Source organism: Pseudomonas sp. DW-iso3 (genome assembly GCF_058725305.1).
The window spans coordinates 475714-491035 of sequence record NZ_JBZXDZ010000005.1; the positions used below are offsets into that span (position 1 = coordinate 475714).

Below are 15322 nucleotides of genomic sequence, written 5' to 3' on the forward strand. Positions count from 1 at the left end.
GAGTATTTCGGAATGTTTCGGATTTATGTCCAGCCTGGCCCTCCGCACCGCTGATACCCACTCCCGCCGCGCCGCACTGACCCTGGCTTTATGTCTGCCCAGCGACGTGTTGCTCTACTTGCTGCTGCCGATGGAATCCCAGGCCTTCGGCATTACCCTGGCCCAGGCCGGTGTGCTGCTGGCAGCCAACCGCCTGGTGCGGATTTTCGGCTACCGCCATGTGCTCAATTTCTACGCGCGTCACGGCGACCGCCTGACCTGCATGATCGCCGCCGGCGCCGCAACCCTGTGCGCCGTGGGCAACTCGCTGTTGTCCGGCTTCGCCGCCTTGCTCTGCCTGCGACTGGTGTGGGGCCTGTGTTTTGCTGCGTTGAACCTGTCGACCCAAGTCTTGGCCACTTCGGAGCCAGCCGGTGCCGCACGCCGGGCCGGGCGTTCCCGCGCGCTGATTGCCCTGGGACCGATGCTGGCGTTGCCGTTGGGCGGCTGGCTGACACTGATGGCCGGGCCACGTCCGATCTTTCTGATTCTGGCCGGGTGCTGCCTGGTGGGCTTGTGGATGGCGCGCGGTTTGCCTACGGCCGGGCATGATTTGCACGGCACGCCGGGGCGGCGCTTCAAGTGGCCGGACAGTGTGGCAATGTGGTCGTTTATCGAGGGGGTGGCGCTGGACGGCCTGTTTATCTTCGGGCTGTCGATCCAGGCACAGAAGCTCTTGGGCGGTGATGCGGTGCTGATCGCCGGTGGCTTGATGGCGCTGCGTTATGTCTCGGAAATGCTCCTGAGCCCCTTGGGAGGGCGCGCAGCCCAGCGTTTCGGCGCGACCTCGATGTTGCTGCTGTTTTCGTTCCTCAGTGCCCTGGCCCTGATCGCGTTCGGCAGCTACTGGGTGATTGTCGGTGCGGCGGCGGTGCTGGTGCTGCGCGCCCTGCAACTGCCGCTGGTGACGACATTGGTGGCCGAGCGCAACCCAGGGTCCATGCGCGTGTCGGCCCTGGCCTCGAATGCCGTGTGGCGCGATATCGGCGCCGGCCTCGGGCCATTACTCGCCGGCCTGTTGCTGCCGATTGCCTCGGCCCCCTGGGTGTTTGGCCTGGCGGGTGCTGCCATTGCCGTAAGTGCCGTGTTCTGTTGGCGGACAAAGATGTCCAACTGACGATATGGGGGGCATCAAGGAGACTGCGTAGGTGCGCTGGCCTAAGCGGTTTTAAAGGTGTCCAGCCACGCGGGGTCGAACCGGGTCTGCTCGGTATCGAGCCCCTGCGCCTGCATCTTGGCCTTATGTGCCTCGACCTCAGCGACCAGTTGCACCTGGGCGCTGGAGTTGGCGTCCAGCTCATGCATCTGCGTCAGGCCCAAGTGATAAAAGCGCAGCACCTTCAGCGCCGTCGGATCATTCGCCTGCACCCGCTCCGTGACCTTGTGCATTACATTGGTCACGCTCATCAGGTTGCGCTTGAGTTGCCAGCCATACACCGCCGCCGCCAGCCACGGCTGGGTCCAGAACGGGCCGCGCACCAGCGCCACCGTGATCAACACCCCGGCGAACACCCCGCCGACATTGAAGCGCAAGTTGTCTCCGCCAGGCTCGCCAAACAGCATCACCGCCAGGCTCGACAGCAACATGGCCAGGGCCAGGAACAGCACCGCCACGATCAACGTACTACGTCGGGTCTGTTGACGGAAGGTAACGGGGTCGCAGGGTTTGAGCTCGAACATCCGGTTCATGTCTCCAGAAGGGGCGGGCATCATCTCACGCCTGGGCAAACAAGTTGAACGTTGGCGCATAGCGGTTTCTCTAAACCTATGTAGACCCACTGAGGTGAAGCATCATGTCCGACTACAACCAGCCACCACCCGGCACCCCGAACCCTGACCGCACACCCGGCGAAGAAGAGCGCGACAACGACGCGTTGCGCCCCAACGACCCGGCGGAGCGTCAGAACGATGACGTGGAACGCGTCGAGGAAGACCTGGAAAACCTGCATGACAAGGCCCGTCCGCTCTGAATGAGGAGAACGCCGTGAGTAATACGCCAAAAGGCCCGGCTTCGGGCGAGCATTCCAGTGGTAAGGACGAATTGGGGTTCGATCCCGATTCGCCGGATGTGTCGGATCCGCAGGTGGATCCGGTAGGGCCGGCGATTGCGCCGTTGGATAAGGACAAAAAAGGCAAGGATGAAAAAAAGCCGCCCTATGATCCATTGGGCGACTTGAAGCCATAAAGCGAGCCCCGCCCATGTGCGGGGCTTTCGTTTACTTGGGCGCTATCCAAGTGACGTCGGTAATCCCGAATTTCTCCGCCCACGGTCGAGTCGTCTTCTTCACCTGCTCATGCCCGACCCGCCCCACGCGGCTGACATGCGCGATATCGGCATCCACCGCCGCCCAGTGCCAGGCCTCGGCGTTGTTCATCACTTCGGCACGCACCACAAAGGATTTCGGTTTGCCGTGCAGCTGGTAATTGATGGTGTAGATTTTTGCGGTACTCATGTTGCCTCCCTGTGTTGTTATAGATGGATAGGGCAGCGTTCTAAAAGGTTCATTCAAAATGACAATCTGCTCGTTGGCGCGGCATAGTGTCGCCTTTATCCCGTGCCGAAGGATTGCGCCATGTCACTGCTGACCCATAGCCGCCTCTACCTGCAACGCCTGGGCTATGACTCGCCGCCAGCGCCGAGCCTGCGCACCTTGCAGGATCTGCAACTGCGCCATGTGTGCAGCTTTGCCTTCGAGAACCTCTCCAGCCTGATGCGCTTGCCGGTGCCTATCGACCTGGCCAGCGTCGAGCAAAAAGTGCTGTTGGAGGGGCGGGGCGGTTATTGCTATGAGTTGAACCAGATGTTCCTGGCGCTGTTGCAGGAGCTCGGTTTTGATGCTCGCGGCATCACGGGGCGGGTGGTGATGGGTGGGCCGCCGGATGCGCGCACGGCGCGTACCCATCGTTTGAGCCTGGTGACCCTGGATGGCGTGCGTTACATCACCGACGTCGGCTTCGGCGGCATGGTGCCCAGCAGCCCGTTGCTGTTGGACACCGAGGTGGTGCAGGCCACCGCGCACGAACCCTATCGCGTGACCTTCGACGGGCACGACAGTTACACCCTGTGGGTCCAAGTGGCCAATGAATGGCGTGGGTTGTATGTGTTCGATCTGCAAGTGCAGGCGACCATCGATTATGAAATCGGCAACTGGTATGTCTCCACCCACCCGGACTCGGTCTTCGTCGGCCAGTTGAAAGTCGCGCGGTTGGCTGCGGGTGAGCGTCATACCCTGAACAACGCCAACTATGCAATTCACTACCTGGACCGGCCGAGTGAAAAGCGCGCCCTCGTCAGTGCCGATGAGGTGCTGCAGCTGTTGACTGAAGTCTTCGGGATTTGCGTGCCGGTCACGGCGGCGCTGCGGGCTGCCCTTGATGGCTTGACAGTGCCGAATTCATAGGAGCATTGAGATAGAGCCTTCGCTGAACCGTTTTACCTCCAAATTAGCGCAAATTAATTCGAACCTTTGGCATCCACCGGGGTTCGAACCGGTTCCTGAATAATTTGCTCACCAGACAAGGAGATGTAAAACGATGTCCAAGCTATTCGGAAAATTCCTCAAGGGTTCCTCGCTGCTGGCGCTGGTTGCTGCGCCTGCCGCGGTGTTTGCCGCACCGTCCACCGACCCGATTTCTACCTTCGGGATCCAGGGCAGCTACAACGATTTCAAATTCGAAGACGGCAGCGAAAGCGACAAGAGCCACATGCCTGAAGCTGGCCTGTTCTACAACTTCGGCAATAAGCTCACCGCTGAATCCGGCTTTATCTACCAGGCCGGTATCGAAGCCAAGTACGGTGAAAAGAGCGACAACAAACTGAAGGAAGGCCAGGCTGACCTGGACCTCGGTTGGCGTGCCGCGCTGGATGCGCGCAACTTTGTCGACGTGATCGTCGGCGGTGGCTACAGCTGGACGCGCTACGAGCCAGAGATCAACGACCTCGACGTGAAACTTACCAACAAGTCGCCGTTCGCCAAGGCGGCCCTGGGCTACAACCACCAGTTCGATGACATGACCCTGCGTGTCGAAGCGGGCGCCCGTCGCACTATCGACGGCCGCACCAAGCTCAAGGTGGAAGATTTTGGCAGCGACACCGTGGACCTCAAGGACCGCACCAACCCTTACGCCGAAGTCAGCTTGCTGATGAACCAGAAAGGCGACCTGCCGGTGGTCGCAGGCCTGTACTACACCCGCACCGAGTATAAGCTTGACGGTAATTCCGAGGTGGCCGACAACACCAAGCTCAAGCGTGATGAGTACGGGTTCAAGGTCGGTATCGCGTTCTGATACCGTTGCAATGGAAAACGCCCCGAATGTTCGGGGCGTTTTTTTTGGGGACAATTGCAGATCAACCCAACGCAGCAAGTTGTGCCACGGTCTCAGGAAAACGCGCCACCAGGCGAATCAGGGTGGCGGCCTGGGCATTTGGTTTAGCCCGGCCTTGCTCCCAGTTCTCCAGCGTACGCGTGTTGGTGCGCAGGTACATGGCGAAGACGGCACGGGAGAGGTTGAGCTGTTGACGCACGGCGACCACTTCCTCTGCGGTGAGCGGCTCCAGGTTGTTGAGATGAACCTTGTGGGTCCGCAGGGTGACTTTGCCTTGGCGTTCGTTTGCCAGGGCGTCGAAGCCTTCGACCAGTTCGGAAAAGATTTCACGTTTCATGATGTGTTCTCGCTTTGATTTCCCTGTCCAGCATGTGTTTTAGGGCTTTTTTGTGCTGAGGCGTCAGGTCGTCCTGTTCGTGTTTGCCGTACAGGGTGAATAACCAGAATTGCGTGCCGCCTGACCACCCGTAGTAAATGACCCGCAGGCCACCGCGCTGGCCTTTGTTGCGTCGTTCGTCGACAAAGCGAACCTTGCGTAACCCACCTGTTCCCTCGATCACGTCTCCCGCTTCCGGGTTCTTCATCAACGCCTGTTGAAAACCGTGGAAAAGCTCGTCACTCAGATAGTCCTTGCGATGCCGCTCGAAGGCCGGCAGTTCGATAAATAGAGCATCCATGTTCTGTACGTAGCCTGCGTATAGTTTGGTGGCCCGCGCGCCTTGGGTCAAGTGACCTTGCTGTTGGAACTTTCCTAGAACGCAAACACCATACGGCGGCCTCCATCGGGTAGATGCCAGATAAGGAGGCAGCTGGAGGAGGAAATTTCCGTGAGCAGGGGAGGGTAAAAGCACCGGCCCCAGAAACGCAAAACGGCGCCCGAAGGCGCCGTTTTGTTTACCGCATCCCGCTAAGCGATCAAACGCCCAGCACCGCGTGCTGCACCAGGGTGAGCAACGGTTGTGGGTACACGCCCAGGAAGAACGCGAGCAGGGCGATGGCCAGCAGCATGACGCCACCGGCTTTCTGTTCCCAGTGCAACTCGGCATCCACACGGCGCAGGTTTGGCTCGATCAGGTACAGGGTGACCATCACGCGCAGGTAGTAGAACACGCCGATGGCGCTGCCCAGTACCAGGGAGGCAACCAACCACCATTCGTGGGCTTCAACACCGGTAGCGACGATGTAGAACTTGCCGATGAAGCCCGCCGTCAGCGGAATACCGGCCAGGGACAGCATCATCACGGTCAGTACGGCAGTCAGGTATGGACGGCGCCAGAACAGGCCGCGGTATTCATACAGGGCGTCGGCGTCACGGCCTTTGAACGGCGAGGACATCAGCGTGATCACGCCGAATGCGCCAAGGCTCGTGATCACGTAGGTGACCAGGTACACGCCCATGGCTTCCACGGCCAGGCCTTTGCTCGCCACCAGGGCGATCAGCAGGTAGCCGAAGTGAGCGATGGACGAGTAACCCAACAGACGCTTGAGGTTGTTCTGGGTCAGGGCCAGCAGGTTGCCGAACAGGATCGACGCGATGGCGATCACGGTCAGTACGGTGCTCAGCACACCCGTGTTGGCGGCAGGGGAGATCTGGAACAGACGCACCATCACCGCAAACACAGCCACTTTCGACGCAGTGGCCAGGAACGCAGCCACCGGCGCCGGGGCGCCTTCGTACACGTCCGGGGTCCACAAGTGGAAGGGCACCAGCGACAGCTTGAATGCCAGGCCGATCAGCATCATGGCCAGGCCCAGTTGGGCAATCGGCGCAGGCATGCTGGTGGCCGCCAGGGCGTGACCGATACCGGTGAAGCTCAGGTTGCCAGCTTCTGCATAGAGCAGGGCCATACCGAACAACAGGAACGCCGAACCGGCAGCCGACAGCACCATGTACTTGATGCCGGCTTCCAGGGAGCGCTTGTTGAAGAAGGCGTAGGCCACCAGGCCGTAAGTCGGGATCGACAGCAGTTCCAGGCCGATGAACAGGCCCGCCAGGTGCTGCGCGCTGACCAGCACGATGCCGCCGGCCGCAGCCAGCAGGATCAGCAGGTACAGCTCTTCGCGGTTGCCTGGGTAACCGGTACCGCCTTCGCCAAGGTAGGCGTGGGCGAGGGTGACACAGGCCAGGGTCGCGACCAGGATCAGCGCGATGTACAGCAGTGCGAAGTCATCCACCATCATCAATGGCGTTACCGCCAGAGGCGCGACCTTGAGGGCCGGGATGATCGACAGCAGGGCCAGGTTGAGACCGGCACAGGACAGCAGGAACGTTTGCGAGTGATTGCGGCGCCAGGCGATCGCCAGCATCACCACCACGATGGTGAGGCTGGTAATCAGCAGCGGCGCAAGCGCGATAAAGTGTTGGATCGTGAATTCCATAGCGCTCTTACCGGGCCGAAGCGAGTTGAGAGAAGGCGGTGCCGAACCACTGCTGCACGCCATGCATCGTCGCGGCAGAAGTGTCCAGGAACGGTTGCGGGTACACGCCGATGTAAATCAGCAGCACCGCAAGGCCGAGCACCATGATCAGTTCGCGAGCATCCATCCCTTGCAGGACGGTGTCGGACTTGGCCGGGCCGAAGTAGGCGCGGTGGATCATGATCAGCGAGTAGACCGAACCGAACACCAGGCCGGACGTTGCAATGGCGCTGATCCACGGCGTTTGCACGAAGGCACCCATCAGGATCAGGAACTCGCCGATGAAGTTACCGGTGCCTGGCAAGCCCAGCGACGCGGCGGCGAAGAACAGGCTGATCGCCGGCAGGTACGCGATGCGTGACCACACGCCACCCATTTCACGCATGTCACGGGTGTGCAGGCGCTCGTACAACTGGCCACTCAGGATAAAGAGGGCAGCGGCCGAGACACCGTGGGCCAACATCTGGATCACTGCGCCTTGCAGTGCCAGTTGGCTGCCGGAGTAGATGCCGATCAGTACGAAGCCCATGTGGGAAACGGACGAGAAGGCGATCAGACGCTTGATGTCGGTTTGCGCAAAGGCCAGGAACGCACCGTAGAAGATCCCGATCAGACCGAGGGTCATGGCGATCGGCGCGAATTCGGCCGAGGCATTCGGGAACAGCGGCAGGGCGAAACGCAGCAGGCCGTAGGCAGCGGTTTTCAGCAAGATACCGGCCAGGTCCACGGAGCCGGCGGTCGGCGCCTGGGCGTGAGCGTCAGGCAGCCAGGAGTGGAACGGCACCACCGGCAGCTTCACCGCGAACGCGATGAAGAAGCCCAGCATCAGGATGTACTCGGTGGTCAGCGACATCTTGGTTTTCAACAGGTCGGCGTAGTTGAAGGTAATCACGCCGGTGTTGTTGAAGTTGACCAGTACCAGACCCAGGATCGCCACCAACATGATCAGGCCGGAAGCCTGGGTGAAGATGAAGAACTTGGTCGCTGCGTAGATCCGGGTTTTCTTGCCGTCCGAAGAACTGTGACCCCAGAGCGCGATGAGGAAGTACATCGGCACCAGCATCATTTCCCAGAAGAAGAAGAACATGAACAGGTCAAGGGCGAGGAACACGCCGACGACGCCGCCCAGGATCCACATCAGGTTCAGGTGGAAGAAGCCCACATGACGTTGGATCTCTTTCCAGGAGCAGAGTACCGAGAGGATACCCAGCAGGCCGGTCAGCAGGATCATCAACAGCGACAGGCCGTCGAGGGCCAGGTGCACGTTGATGCCGAAGCGCTGGATCCACACGTGCTTGAATTCAAGCGCGAAGGTGGGATCGACACCCGGTGCCGGAGCAAATGAATAGTCGCCATGGGCCCACAGCCAGAGGCCGAGTGCGAGTTCCAGGGACATGGTCAGCAACGCAATCCAGCGGGGGAGGGTGGCGCCGAAGCGTTCACCCATCCAGCAGAGCAGGCCGCCGATGAAGGGGATCAGGATTAGCCAGGGCAGAATCATGACAGGCTCGTTTCCTTTCGCAAGTTCGCAAAGTTCATATCAGACCGCTACCACGACGATGGCGCCGATCACCAAAACGGCACCTGCCGCCATGGAAGCTGCATACCAACGCAATTGACCCGTCTCGCTGCGGCTCAAGGCGGTGTGACCGGCCTTGGCGGCACGCGGGATCAAACCGATGGTTTGGTCAAGCGGGTCTTTACGCAGAATGTGGCTGATAGCCAGGTAAGGCTTGACGAACAGTTTGTCGTAGATCCAGTCGAAGCCCCAGGCAGCGAACCACCAGGCCGACAGGAAACGGCCAATGCCACTGTTGGCCACGGCTGTCACGAAGCGACGCTTGCCGAGGAACAGCAGGGCCGCCAACAGGATACCGGCGATAGCAATGGCGCCCGACGCGATTTCCAGGCTGTGCTGGGCTTCGCCGCCGGCATGACCGACGCTTTGTGGCAATACACCGTGCAGCGGCGGGGTGATCATGGCGCCAACAAAAGTCGACAGGATGATCAGCACCGACAATGGCAACCAGTGCGAGATGCCGTGACCTGCGTGGGCTTCAGTCTTGGCTTCACCGTGGAAGGTGATGAAGATCAGGCGGAAGGTGTACAGCGAGGTCATGAACGCACCCACCAGGCCTGCATACAGCAGGTTCTGGTTACCGCTGGCAAAGGCTTCCCAGAGGATTTCGTCCTTGGAGTAGAAACCGGCGGTCACCAACGGCAGGGCTGCGAGTGCGGCACCACCGACGATGAAGCTGGCGTAGGCCAATGGCAGTTTCTTCCACAGGCCGCCCATCTTGAAGATGTTCTGCTCGTGATGGCAGGCAACGATTACCGCACCGGAAGCAAGGAATAGCAGGGCCTTGAAGAAGGCGTGGGTCATCAGGTGGAAGATCGCCGCGTCCCAGGCGCCAACGCCCAGGGCCAGGAACATGTAGCCGATCTGGCTCATGGTCGAGTAGGCGAGGATCCGCTTGATGTCGGTCTGCACCAGCGCGGCGAAGCCGGCCAGTACCAGGGTCACGCCACCGACGATGCCTACAAGATGCAGGATGTCCGGCGCCAGGGTAAACAGGCCATGGGTACGGGCGATCAGGTAGACACCGGCAGTTACCATGGTTGCCGCGTGGATCAGTGCGGAAACCGGGGTAGGGCCGGCCATCGCGTCCGCCAGCCAGGTTTGCAGTGGCAGTTGCGCGGATTTGCCCACGGCGCCGCCCAGCAGCATCAGGGTGGCCAGGGTGATCCAGAAGTCACCGACCTGGAATTTCTGCGGTGCCAGCACCAGCAGTTCCTGGATGTTCAGCGTGCCCACTTGTTGGAACAGGATGAACAGGCCGATGGCCATGAACACGTCGCCGATGCGGGTGACGATGAACGCCTTGAGTGCCGCGTTACCGTTGTTGCGGTTGCTGTAGTAGAAACCGATCAACAGGTACGAGCACAGGCCCACGCCTTCCCAGCCGAAGTACAGGAACAACAGGTTATCGCCGAGCACCAGGAACAGCATGCTGGCGATAAACAGGTTGGTGTACGAGAAGAAGCGCGAGTAACCCGCTTCACCGCGCATGTACCAGGACGCGAACAGGTGGATCAGGAAGCCCACGCCAACAACCACGCCCAGCATGGTGATCGACAGGCCGTCGACGTAGAGGGCGAAGTTGGGCTTGAAGCCCTCCACCGACATCCACTGCCACAGCACCAGGGTGTAGTGACCGCCTTCCGGCGGCGCCACGTTGAATTGCCAGATGACGTAGGCGGCCACAATGGCCGACAGGCCAATGGAGCCCACGCCGATCAAGGCCGAGAGGTTTTCCGACCAGCGCCCGCGAGAGAACGACAGCAGCAGGAAACCGATCAGGGGGAATACGAAAGTCAGAAAGATCATGTTCATCCGCGCATCTCACTGGCAGCGTCGATATCAAGCGTGTGGAAGCGACGATACAGTTGCAGCAGGATCGCCAGGCCAATGCTGGCCTCGGCGGCTGCCAGGCTGATCACCAGGATGAACATGACTTGTCCATCCGGCTGGCCCCAACGTGCACCCGCAACGATGAACGCGAGTGCCGCGGCGTTCATCATGATTTCCAGGCTCATCAACACGAACAGAATGTTACGGCGGACCATCAGGCCGACCAGGCCAAGGCAGAACAGGATGCCGGCGACCGCCAGACCATGCTCCAAAGGGATAGCAGGCATCGTCATTGCTCCTTGGCTTCGTTGCGGCCCAAGTGGAAGGCGGTGATGGCTGCAGCGAGCAGCAGCATCGAAGCCAGTTCGACCACCAGCAGATACGGGCCGAACAGGCTGATGCCCACGGCTTTCGCGTCTACGGTGGTGTGGCCGATGGCCTGGCCGCTCTGGTGAGCGAACAGCACATACAGCAGTTCACCCAGCAGCAGCGCTGCCAGCACAACCGGGCCGAGCCAGATGCCGGGCTTGAGCCAGACGCGCTCCTGGGCGACCGAAGCCGGCCCCAGGTTGAGCATCATCACCACAAACACGAACAGCACCATGATGGCGCCAGCGTAGGCGATCACTTCCAGTACACCGGCGAACGGTGCGCCGAGGCTGAAGAAGGTCATGGCCACGGCGATCAGCGAAATGATCAGGTAGAGCAGGGCGTGCACGGGGTTGGTGTTGGTGATCACGCGAAGCGTGGACACAACCGCGATACCCGATGCGAAATAGAAAGCGAATTCCATCTTTCTTCCTTAAGGCAGCAAGCTCTTCACGTTGATCGGCTCGGCTTCGTTTTGTGCGGCGCCTTTCGGCTTACCGGCAACGGCCATACCTGCAACACGATAGAAGTTGTAATCAGGGTTTTTACCGGGACCAGAGATCAGCAGATCTTCTTTCTCGTACACCAGGTCCTGACGTTTGAACTCGGCCATCTCGAAATCCGGTGTCAGCTGGATTGCGGTGGTCGGGCAAGCTTCCTCGCAGAGGCCGCAGAAAATGCAGCGCGAGAAGTTGATGCGGAAGAAGTCCGGGTACCAGCGACCGTCTTCGGTTTCAGCTTTCTGCAGGGAGATGCAACCCACCGGGCACGCCACGGCGCAGAGGTTGCAGGCTACGCAACGCTCTTCGCCATCGGGGTCGCGGGTCAGCACGATGCGGCCGCGATAGCGCGGCGGCAGGTACACCGCTTCTTCCGGGTATTGCAGGGTGTCGCGTTTGCGGAAGCCGTGACCGAACACCATCACCAGGCTTCGCAACTGGGTACCGGTACCCTTAACGATGTCGCCAATATATTTGAACATGGGTCAAATCCTCACTGAACCGCGGCCGCTGGCGTGTTCAACAACACAACGGCAGCAGTCACCAGCAAATTGATCAGGGTCAGTGGCAGGCAGAAGCGCCAGCTGAAATCCATCACCTGGTCGTATCGTGGACGCGGAATGGAAGCGCGCAGCAGGATAAACAACATGATGAAGAACGCGGTCTTCAGGAAGAACCAGAAGAACGCCAACTGCGGCAGGATGCCGAATGGACCGTGCCAGCCGCCGAAGAACAGCGTGACCAGCAGGGCCGAGATCAAGATGATGCCGATGTACTCACCAACGAAGAACATGCCCCATTTCATGCCGGCGTATTCAATGTGGTAACCGTCGGCCAGTTCCTGTTCCGCTTCCGGCTGGTCGAACGGGTGACGGTGAGTCACGGCGACGCCAGCGATGAAGAAGGTGCAGAAGCCGAAGAACTGCGGAATGATGAACCACAGGTTCTGCGCTTGGTACTCGACGATGTCGCGCATGTTGAACGAGCCGACCTGCACCACGATGCCCATCAGCGCGAGGCCCATGAACACTTCGTAGGACACGGTCTGGGCCGACGCCCGCAAGCTACCCAGCAGGGCGAACTTGTTGTTACTCGACCACCCGGCGAACAGCACCGCGTAGACCGAAAGACCGGCCATGGCGAAGAAGAACAGCAAGCCGATGTTCAGGTCCGCCACGCCCCAGGTCGGGGTGATCGGGATGATCGCGAAGGCGATCAGCAAGGCGCTCATGGCCACGACCGGTGCCAGGGTGAAGATCACCTTGTCGGCAAACGGCGGGGTCCAGTCTTCCTTGAAGAACATTTTCAGCATGTCGGCGGCGATCTGGAACATACCAAACGGGCCAACGCGGTTCGGACCGTAACGGTCCTGCCACCAGCCCAGCAGGCGACGTTCGACGAAGCTGAGCAGGGCGCCCGCGACGACCACGGCCAACAGGATCACGATGGCCTTGACGACCGAGATGATCACGTCGATCACTTCAGGGGTGAACCAGGTCATTGCGCTGCCTCCTGCAGACCGTCAACGGTTTTGCCAAAGATCGCCGGTGGAATACCGGCGAGGCCTTTCGGCAGTGCAACCAGGCCGGCACCCAACTCATCATTGATGCGCAGCGGCAGACGCAGGGTCTGGCCGGCCACGTTCAGGCTGAGCAGGGCCCCGTCGTTGACGCCCAGGCGGTCGGCTTCGGACTTGGCCACGGATACGTAGGCAGTCGGGATACGTTCTTGAACCGGTGCGGCTTTGGACGAAGTCTCTTCGCTGCCGAACAGGTGGAAGAACGGCACAACCTGCCAGGTGCCCTGGGCCGGGTTGAACGGACGCGGTACGGCGGCGAACCAGTTCAACGAGTCGCCCTGGGTTTCGATCAGGCGGGTGCCCGGGTCGCCAGCGCGGATGTGACCACCGACTTCGTCCTGGAACTTGTTCCAGGCCTGCGGCGAGTTCCAGCCCGGCGACCAGGCGAATGGCACCTGCTGACGCGGTTCGGCCGAACCCGAGTAGCCTTCCATGGAGAAGGCGAACGCGGTGTCGTTGTCTTGCGGGGTACGTGGTTCATGCACGCTGATATCGGCACGCATGGCGGTACGACCGGAGTAACGCAGCGGTTCACGGGCCAGTTTCATGCCCTTGATGCGGAACGCGGCGGACGGTGCAGCGTCGACGATACGTGCCAGCTGCGGCGCGCTTGCCGCAGCGGCGGCGGTGACGTGGTCGAGCTGGGTCCAGTCGATCGGCTGGTTCAGCAGGGTCGAGCGCAGGGCATGCAGCCAGCGCCAGCCTTCGTGAACCAGGATGCTGGCGTCCATGTACTTCGGATCGAACACTTGGAAGAAGCGCTGCGCGCGGCCTTCCTGGCTGACCAGGGTACCGTCGCCTTCGGCGAAGGTGGCGGCTGGCAGCACCAGGTGGGCGCGGTCGCTGGTAGCGGTCTTCTGGTGGTCGGCGACGATCAGGACCTTGGCGGCGTCCAGTGCAGCGTCAACCTTGGCGGCATCGGTGCGGGTGTACAGGTCGTTTTCCAGCACCACGATGGCGTCGGCTTTACCGTCGATGACCGCTTGCAGGGCTGCGTCCAGGGACTCGCCGCCAAGCATGGCCAGGCCAAGGCTGTTGGCTTCCGGCACGACCAGGCTGATGGAGCCGTTCTTGTCGCGCAGCTTCAACGCCTTGGCGATGTTGGCAGCGGCTTCGATCAGCGCCTTGGAACCCAGGGAGGTGCCAGCAATGATCAATGGACGCTTGGCTGCCAGCAGGGCGTCGGCGATGCGCTGGGCCAGTTCGACGGCTTCGGTGTCCAGGCCTTCGACAGCCGGTGCGCTGGCGTCGAGGGCGTGGGCCACGGCGAAACCGATGCGGGCCAGGTCGTCTGGTGCTGCGTGTACGCATTCTTCGGCGATGTCGTCGAGCTTGGTTTCAGCCAGGCTGGCGATAAACAACGGGTTCAGCGCGTGCTGGCCGATGTTTTTCACCGCGGCGTCGAGCCAAGGCTGGACGCGCATGGCGTCGGCCATGTCTTCGGCCTTGCCTTTGACCGACTGGCGCAGCGACAGGGCGATGCGGGCGGCGGTCTGGGTCAGGTCTTCACCGAGCACGAAGATGGCGTCGTGGTCTTCGATGTCGCGCATGTTCGGCACGGGCAGCGGGCTGTCGTTCAGCACCTGCAGGACCAGGCGGATGCGCTCCAGCTCACCGGCTTCGATACCGGAGTAGAAGTGCTCGGCACCCACCAGCTCGCGCAACGCGAAGTTGCTTTCGAGGCTGGCGCGCGGCGAACCGATACCAACGATGTTGCGGCCGCGCAACAGCTCGGCGGCTTTATCCAGGGCCTCGTCGGTGCTCAGCTTCGCGCCGCCGGCCAGCAGCGGCTGGCGTGGGCGGTCTTCGCGGTTGACGTAGCCATAGCCGAAACGGCCACGGTCGCACAGGAAGTACTGGTTGACCGAACCGTTGAAGCGGTTTTCGATCCGACGCAGTTCGCCGTAGCGCTCGCCCGGAGAGATGTTGCAACCGCTGGAGCAGCCATGGCAGATGCTCGGGGCGAACTGCATGTCCCATTTACGGTTGTAGCGCTCGGAGTGGGTCTTGTCGGTGAACACACCGGTCGGGCAGACCTCGGTGAGGTTGCCGGAGAACTCGCTTTCGAGCACGCCGTCCTCAACGCGACCGAAGTACACGTTGTCGTGGGCGCCGAAAACGCCAAGGTCGGTGCCGCCGGCGTAGTCCTTATAGAAGCGTACGCAGCGATAGCAGGCGATGCAGCGGTTCATTTCGTGGGAAATGAACGGGCCGAGGTCCTGGTTCTGGTGGGTACGCTTGGTGAAGCGATAACGGCGCTCGTTGTGACCCGTCATCACCGTCATGTCTTGCAGGTGGCAGTGACCGCCTTCCTCACAGACCGGGCAGTCGTGGGGGTGGTTGGTCATCAGCCACTCGACGACACTGGCGCGGAACGCCTTGGATTCTTCATCGTCGATGGAGATCCAGGTGTTGTCGGTGGCTGGGGTCATGCAGGACATGACGATACGACCACGGGTGTCGTTCTCGTCGGTGTATTGCTTGACCGCGCACTGGCGACAGGCACCGACGCTACCAAGCGCGGGGTGCCAGCAGAAATACGGGATGTCGAGGCCTAGTGAGAGACATGCCTGTAACAGGTTGTCTGCCCCATCGACTTCGAGCGCTTTGCCGTCTACGTGGATAGTGGCCATGGTTCAAAGTTCTTCGTTGGCCCGTTGTCAGCGGGCGTGGCTAATG

17 protein-coding genes are annotated in these 15322 nt (G+C 61.0%); 5 read left to right on the forward strand and 12 right to left on the reverse strand.

Translation table 11 applies throughout. The features are described from left to right. The first annotated feature begins 25 nt into the window (after positions 1-25). Positions 26-1156 carry an MFS transporter gene (locus AC4PS7_RS17290; protein WP_187517356.1) on the forward strand — a complete coding sequence of 377 codons (1131 nt, stop codon included), beginning with the start codon at positions 26-28 and terminating at the stop codon, positions 1154-1156. A 41-nt stretch (positions 1157-1197) separates the two neighbouring features. On the opposite strand, the gene AC4PS7_RS17295 is transcribed toward AC4PS7_RS17290, so the two are convergent. Further along, positions 1198-1719, reverse strand: a complete 522-nt coding sequence (locus tag AC4PS7_RS17295) for a DUF3087 family protein (protein ID WP_010209560.1) — start codon at positions 1717-1719, stop codon at positions 1198-1200. A 113-nt stretch (positions 1720-1832) separates the two neighbouring features. On the opposite strand from AC4PS7_RS17295, the gene AC4PS7_RS17300 reads away from it, so the two are divergent. Both AC4PS7_RS17300 and AC4PS7_RS17305 read left to right on the forward strand, forming a co-directional pair. Continuing rightward, on the forward strand, positions 1833-2009 hold the full coding sequence (locus AC4PS7_RS17300) for a hypothetical protein (protein WP_010209563.1): 177 nt from the start codon (positions 1833-1835) through the stop codon (positions 2007-2009). A 14-nt stretch (positions 2010-2023) separates the two neighbouring features. After that, a complete protein-coding gene (locus tag AC4PS7_RS17305) occupies positions 2024-2224 on the forward strand; it encodes a DUF6021 family protein (RefSeq protein ID WP_010209565.1) in 201 nt (66 codons plus the stop codon). A gap of 31 nt (positions 2225-2255) precedes the next feature. Here AC4PS7_RS17305 and AC4PS7_RS17310 read toward each other — a convergent pair whose 3' ends face one another. After that, positions 2256-2492, reverse strand: coding sequence for a DUF6555 family protein (locus AC4PS7_RS17310; RefSeq protein WP_010209566.1), 237 nt, complete (start codon positions 2490-2492; stop codon positions 2256-2258). Between the two features lie 120 nt (positions 2493-2612). Here AC4PS7_RS17310 and AC4PS7_RS17315 point away from each other — a divergent pair, with 120 nt between their 5' ends. Further along, positions 2613-3440 (forward strand): arylamine N-acetyltransferase family protein, encoded by an 828-nt coding sequence (locus tag AC4PS7_RS17315; protein ID WP_010209568.1) that lies wholly within the window; start codon positions 2613-2615, stop codon positions 3438-3440. Positions 3441-3573: 133 nt separating this feature from the next. Then, the gene (locus AC4PS7_RS17320; protein ID WP_010209570.1) at positions 3574-4326 is read left to right on the forward strand and encodes an outer membrane beta-barrel protein; all 753 of its coding nucleotides are present in this window, start codon (positions 3574-3576) and stop codon (positions 4324-4326) included. Positions 4327-4387: 61 nt separating this feature from the next. Here AC4PS7_RS17320 and AC4PS7_RS17325 read toward each other — a convergent pair whose 3' ends face one another. The 10 genes from AC4PS7_RS17325 to nuoG form a co-directional block, all read right to left on the reverse strand. Next, entirely contained in the window at positions 4388-4702 is a 315-nt protein-coding gene (locus tag AC4PS7_RS17325; RefSeq protein WP_010209571.1) for a helix-turn-helix domain-containing protein, read from the reverse strand. Then, positions 4692-5042, reverse strand: a complete 351-nt coding sequence (locus tag AC4PS7_RS17330; protein WP_032883041.1) for a toxin — start codon at positions 5040-5042, stop codon at positions 4692-4694. Before AC4PS7_RS17330 ends, AC4PS7_RS17325 begins: the two co-directional genes overlap by 11 nt. A gap of 238 nt (positions 5043-5280) precedes the next feature. After that, on the reverse strand, positions 5281-6744 hold the full coding sequence (nuoN, locus tag AC4PS7_RS17335) for an NADH-quinone oxidoreductase subunit NuoN (RefSeq protein WP_012724956.1): 1464 nt from the start codon (positions 6742-6744) through the stop codon (positions 5281-5283). Positions 6745-6751: 7 nt separating this feature from the next. Then, complete coding sequence (nuoM, locus tag AC4PS7_RS17340; RefSeq protein ID WP_010209575.1) at positions 6752-8284, reverse strand: NADH-quinone oxidoreductase subunit M; 1533 nt, start codon at positions 8282-8284, stop codon at positions 6752-6754. Between the two features lie 39 nt (positions 8285-8323). Continuing rightward, entirely contained in the window at positions 8324-10177 is a 1854-nt protein-coding gene (nuoL, locus tag AC4PS7_RS17345; protein WP_021492765.1) for an NADH-quinone oxidoreductase subunit L, read from the reverse strand. Next, positions 10174-10482 carry an NADH-quinone oxidoreductase subunit NuoK gene (nuoK, locus tag AC4PS7_RS17350; RefSeq protein ID WP_003174727.1) on the reverse strand — a complete coding sequence of 103 codons (309 nt, stop codon included), beginning with the start codon at positions 10480-10482 and terminating at the stop codon, positions 10174-10176. The genes nuoL and nuoK overlap by 4 nt, the downstream gene beginning before the upstream one ends. A 2-nt stretch (positions 10483-10484) precedes the next feature. Continuing rightward, entirely contained in the window at positions 10485-10988 is a 504-nt protein-coding gene (gene nuoJ, locus AC4PS7_RS17355; RefSeq protein WP_003174726.1) for an NADH-quinone oxidoreductase subunit J, read from the reverse strand. Between the two features lie 9 nt (positions 10989-10997). Next, the gene (nuoI, locus tag AC4PS7_RS17360; RefSeq protein ID WP_003174725.1) at positions 10998-11546 is read right to left on the reverse strand and encodes an NADH-quinone oxidoreductase subunit NuoI; all 549 of its coding nucleotides are present in this window, start codon (positions 11544-11546) and stop codon (positions 10998-11000) included. An 11-nt stretch (positions 11547-11557) separates the two neighbouring features. Continuing rightward, the gene (nuoH, locus tag AC4PS7_RS17365; RefSeq protein ID WP_003174724.1) at positions 11558-12565 is read right to left on the reverse strand and encodes an NADH-quinone oxidoreductase subunit NuoH; all 1008 of its coding nucleotides are present in this window, start codon (positions 12563-12565) and stop codon (positions 11558-11560) included. Continuing rightward, positions 12562-15276, reverse strand: coding sequence for an NADH-quinone oxidoreductase subunit NuoG (gene nuoG, locus AC4PS7_RS17370; RefSeq protein ID WP_010209579.1), 2715 nt, complete (start codon positions 15274-15276; stop codon positions 12562-12564). Before nuoG ends, nuoH begins: the two co-directional genes overlap by 4 nt. Between the last annotated feature and the right edge of the window lie 46 nt (positions 15277-15322).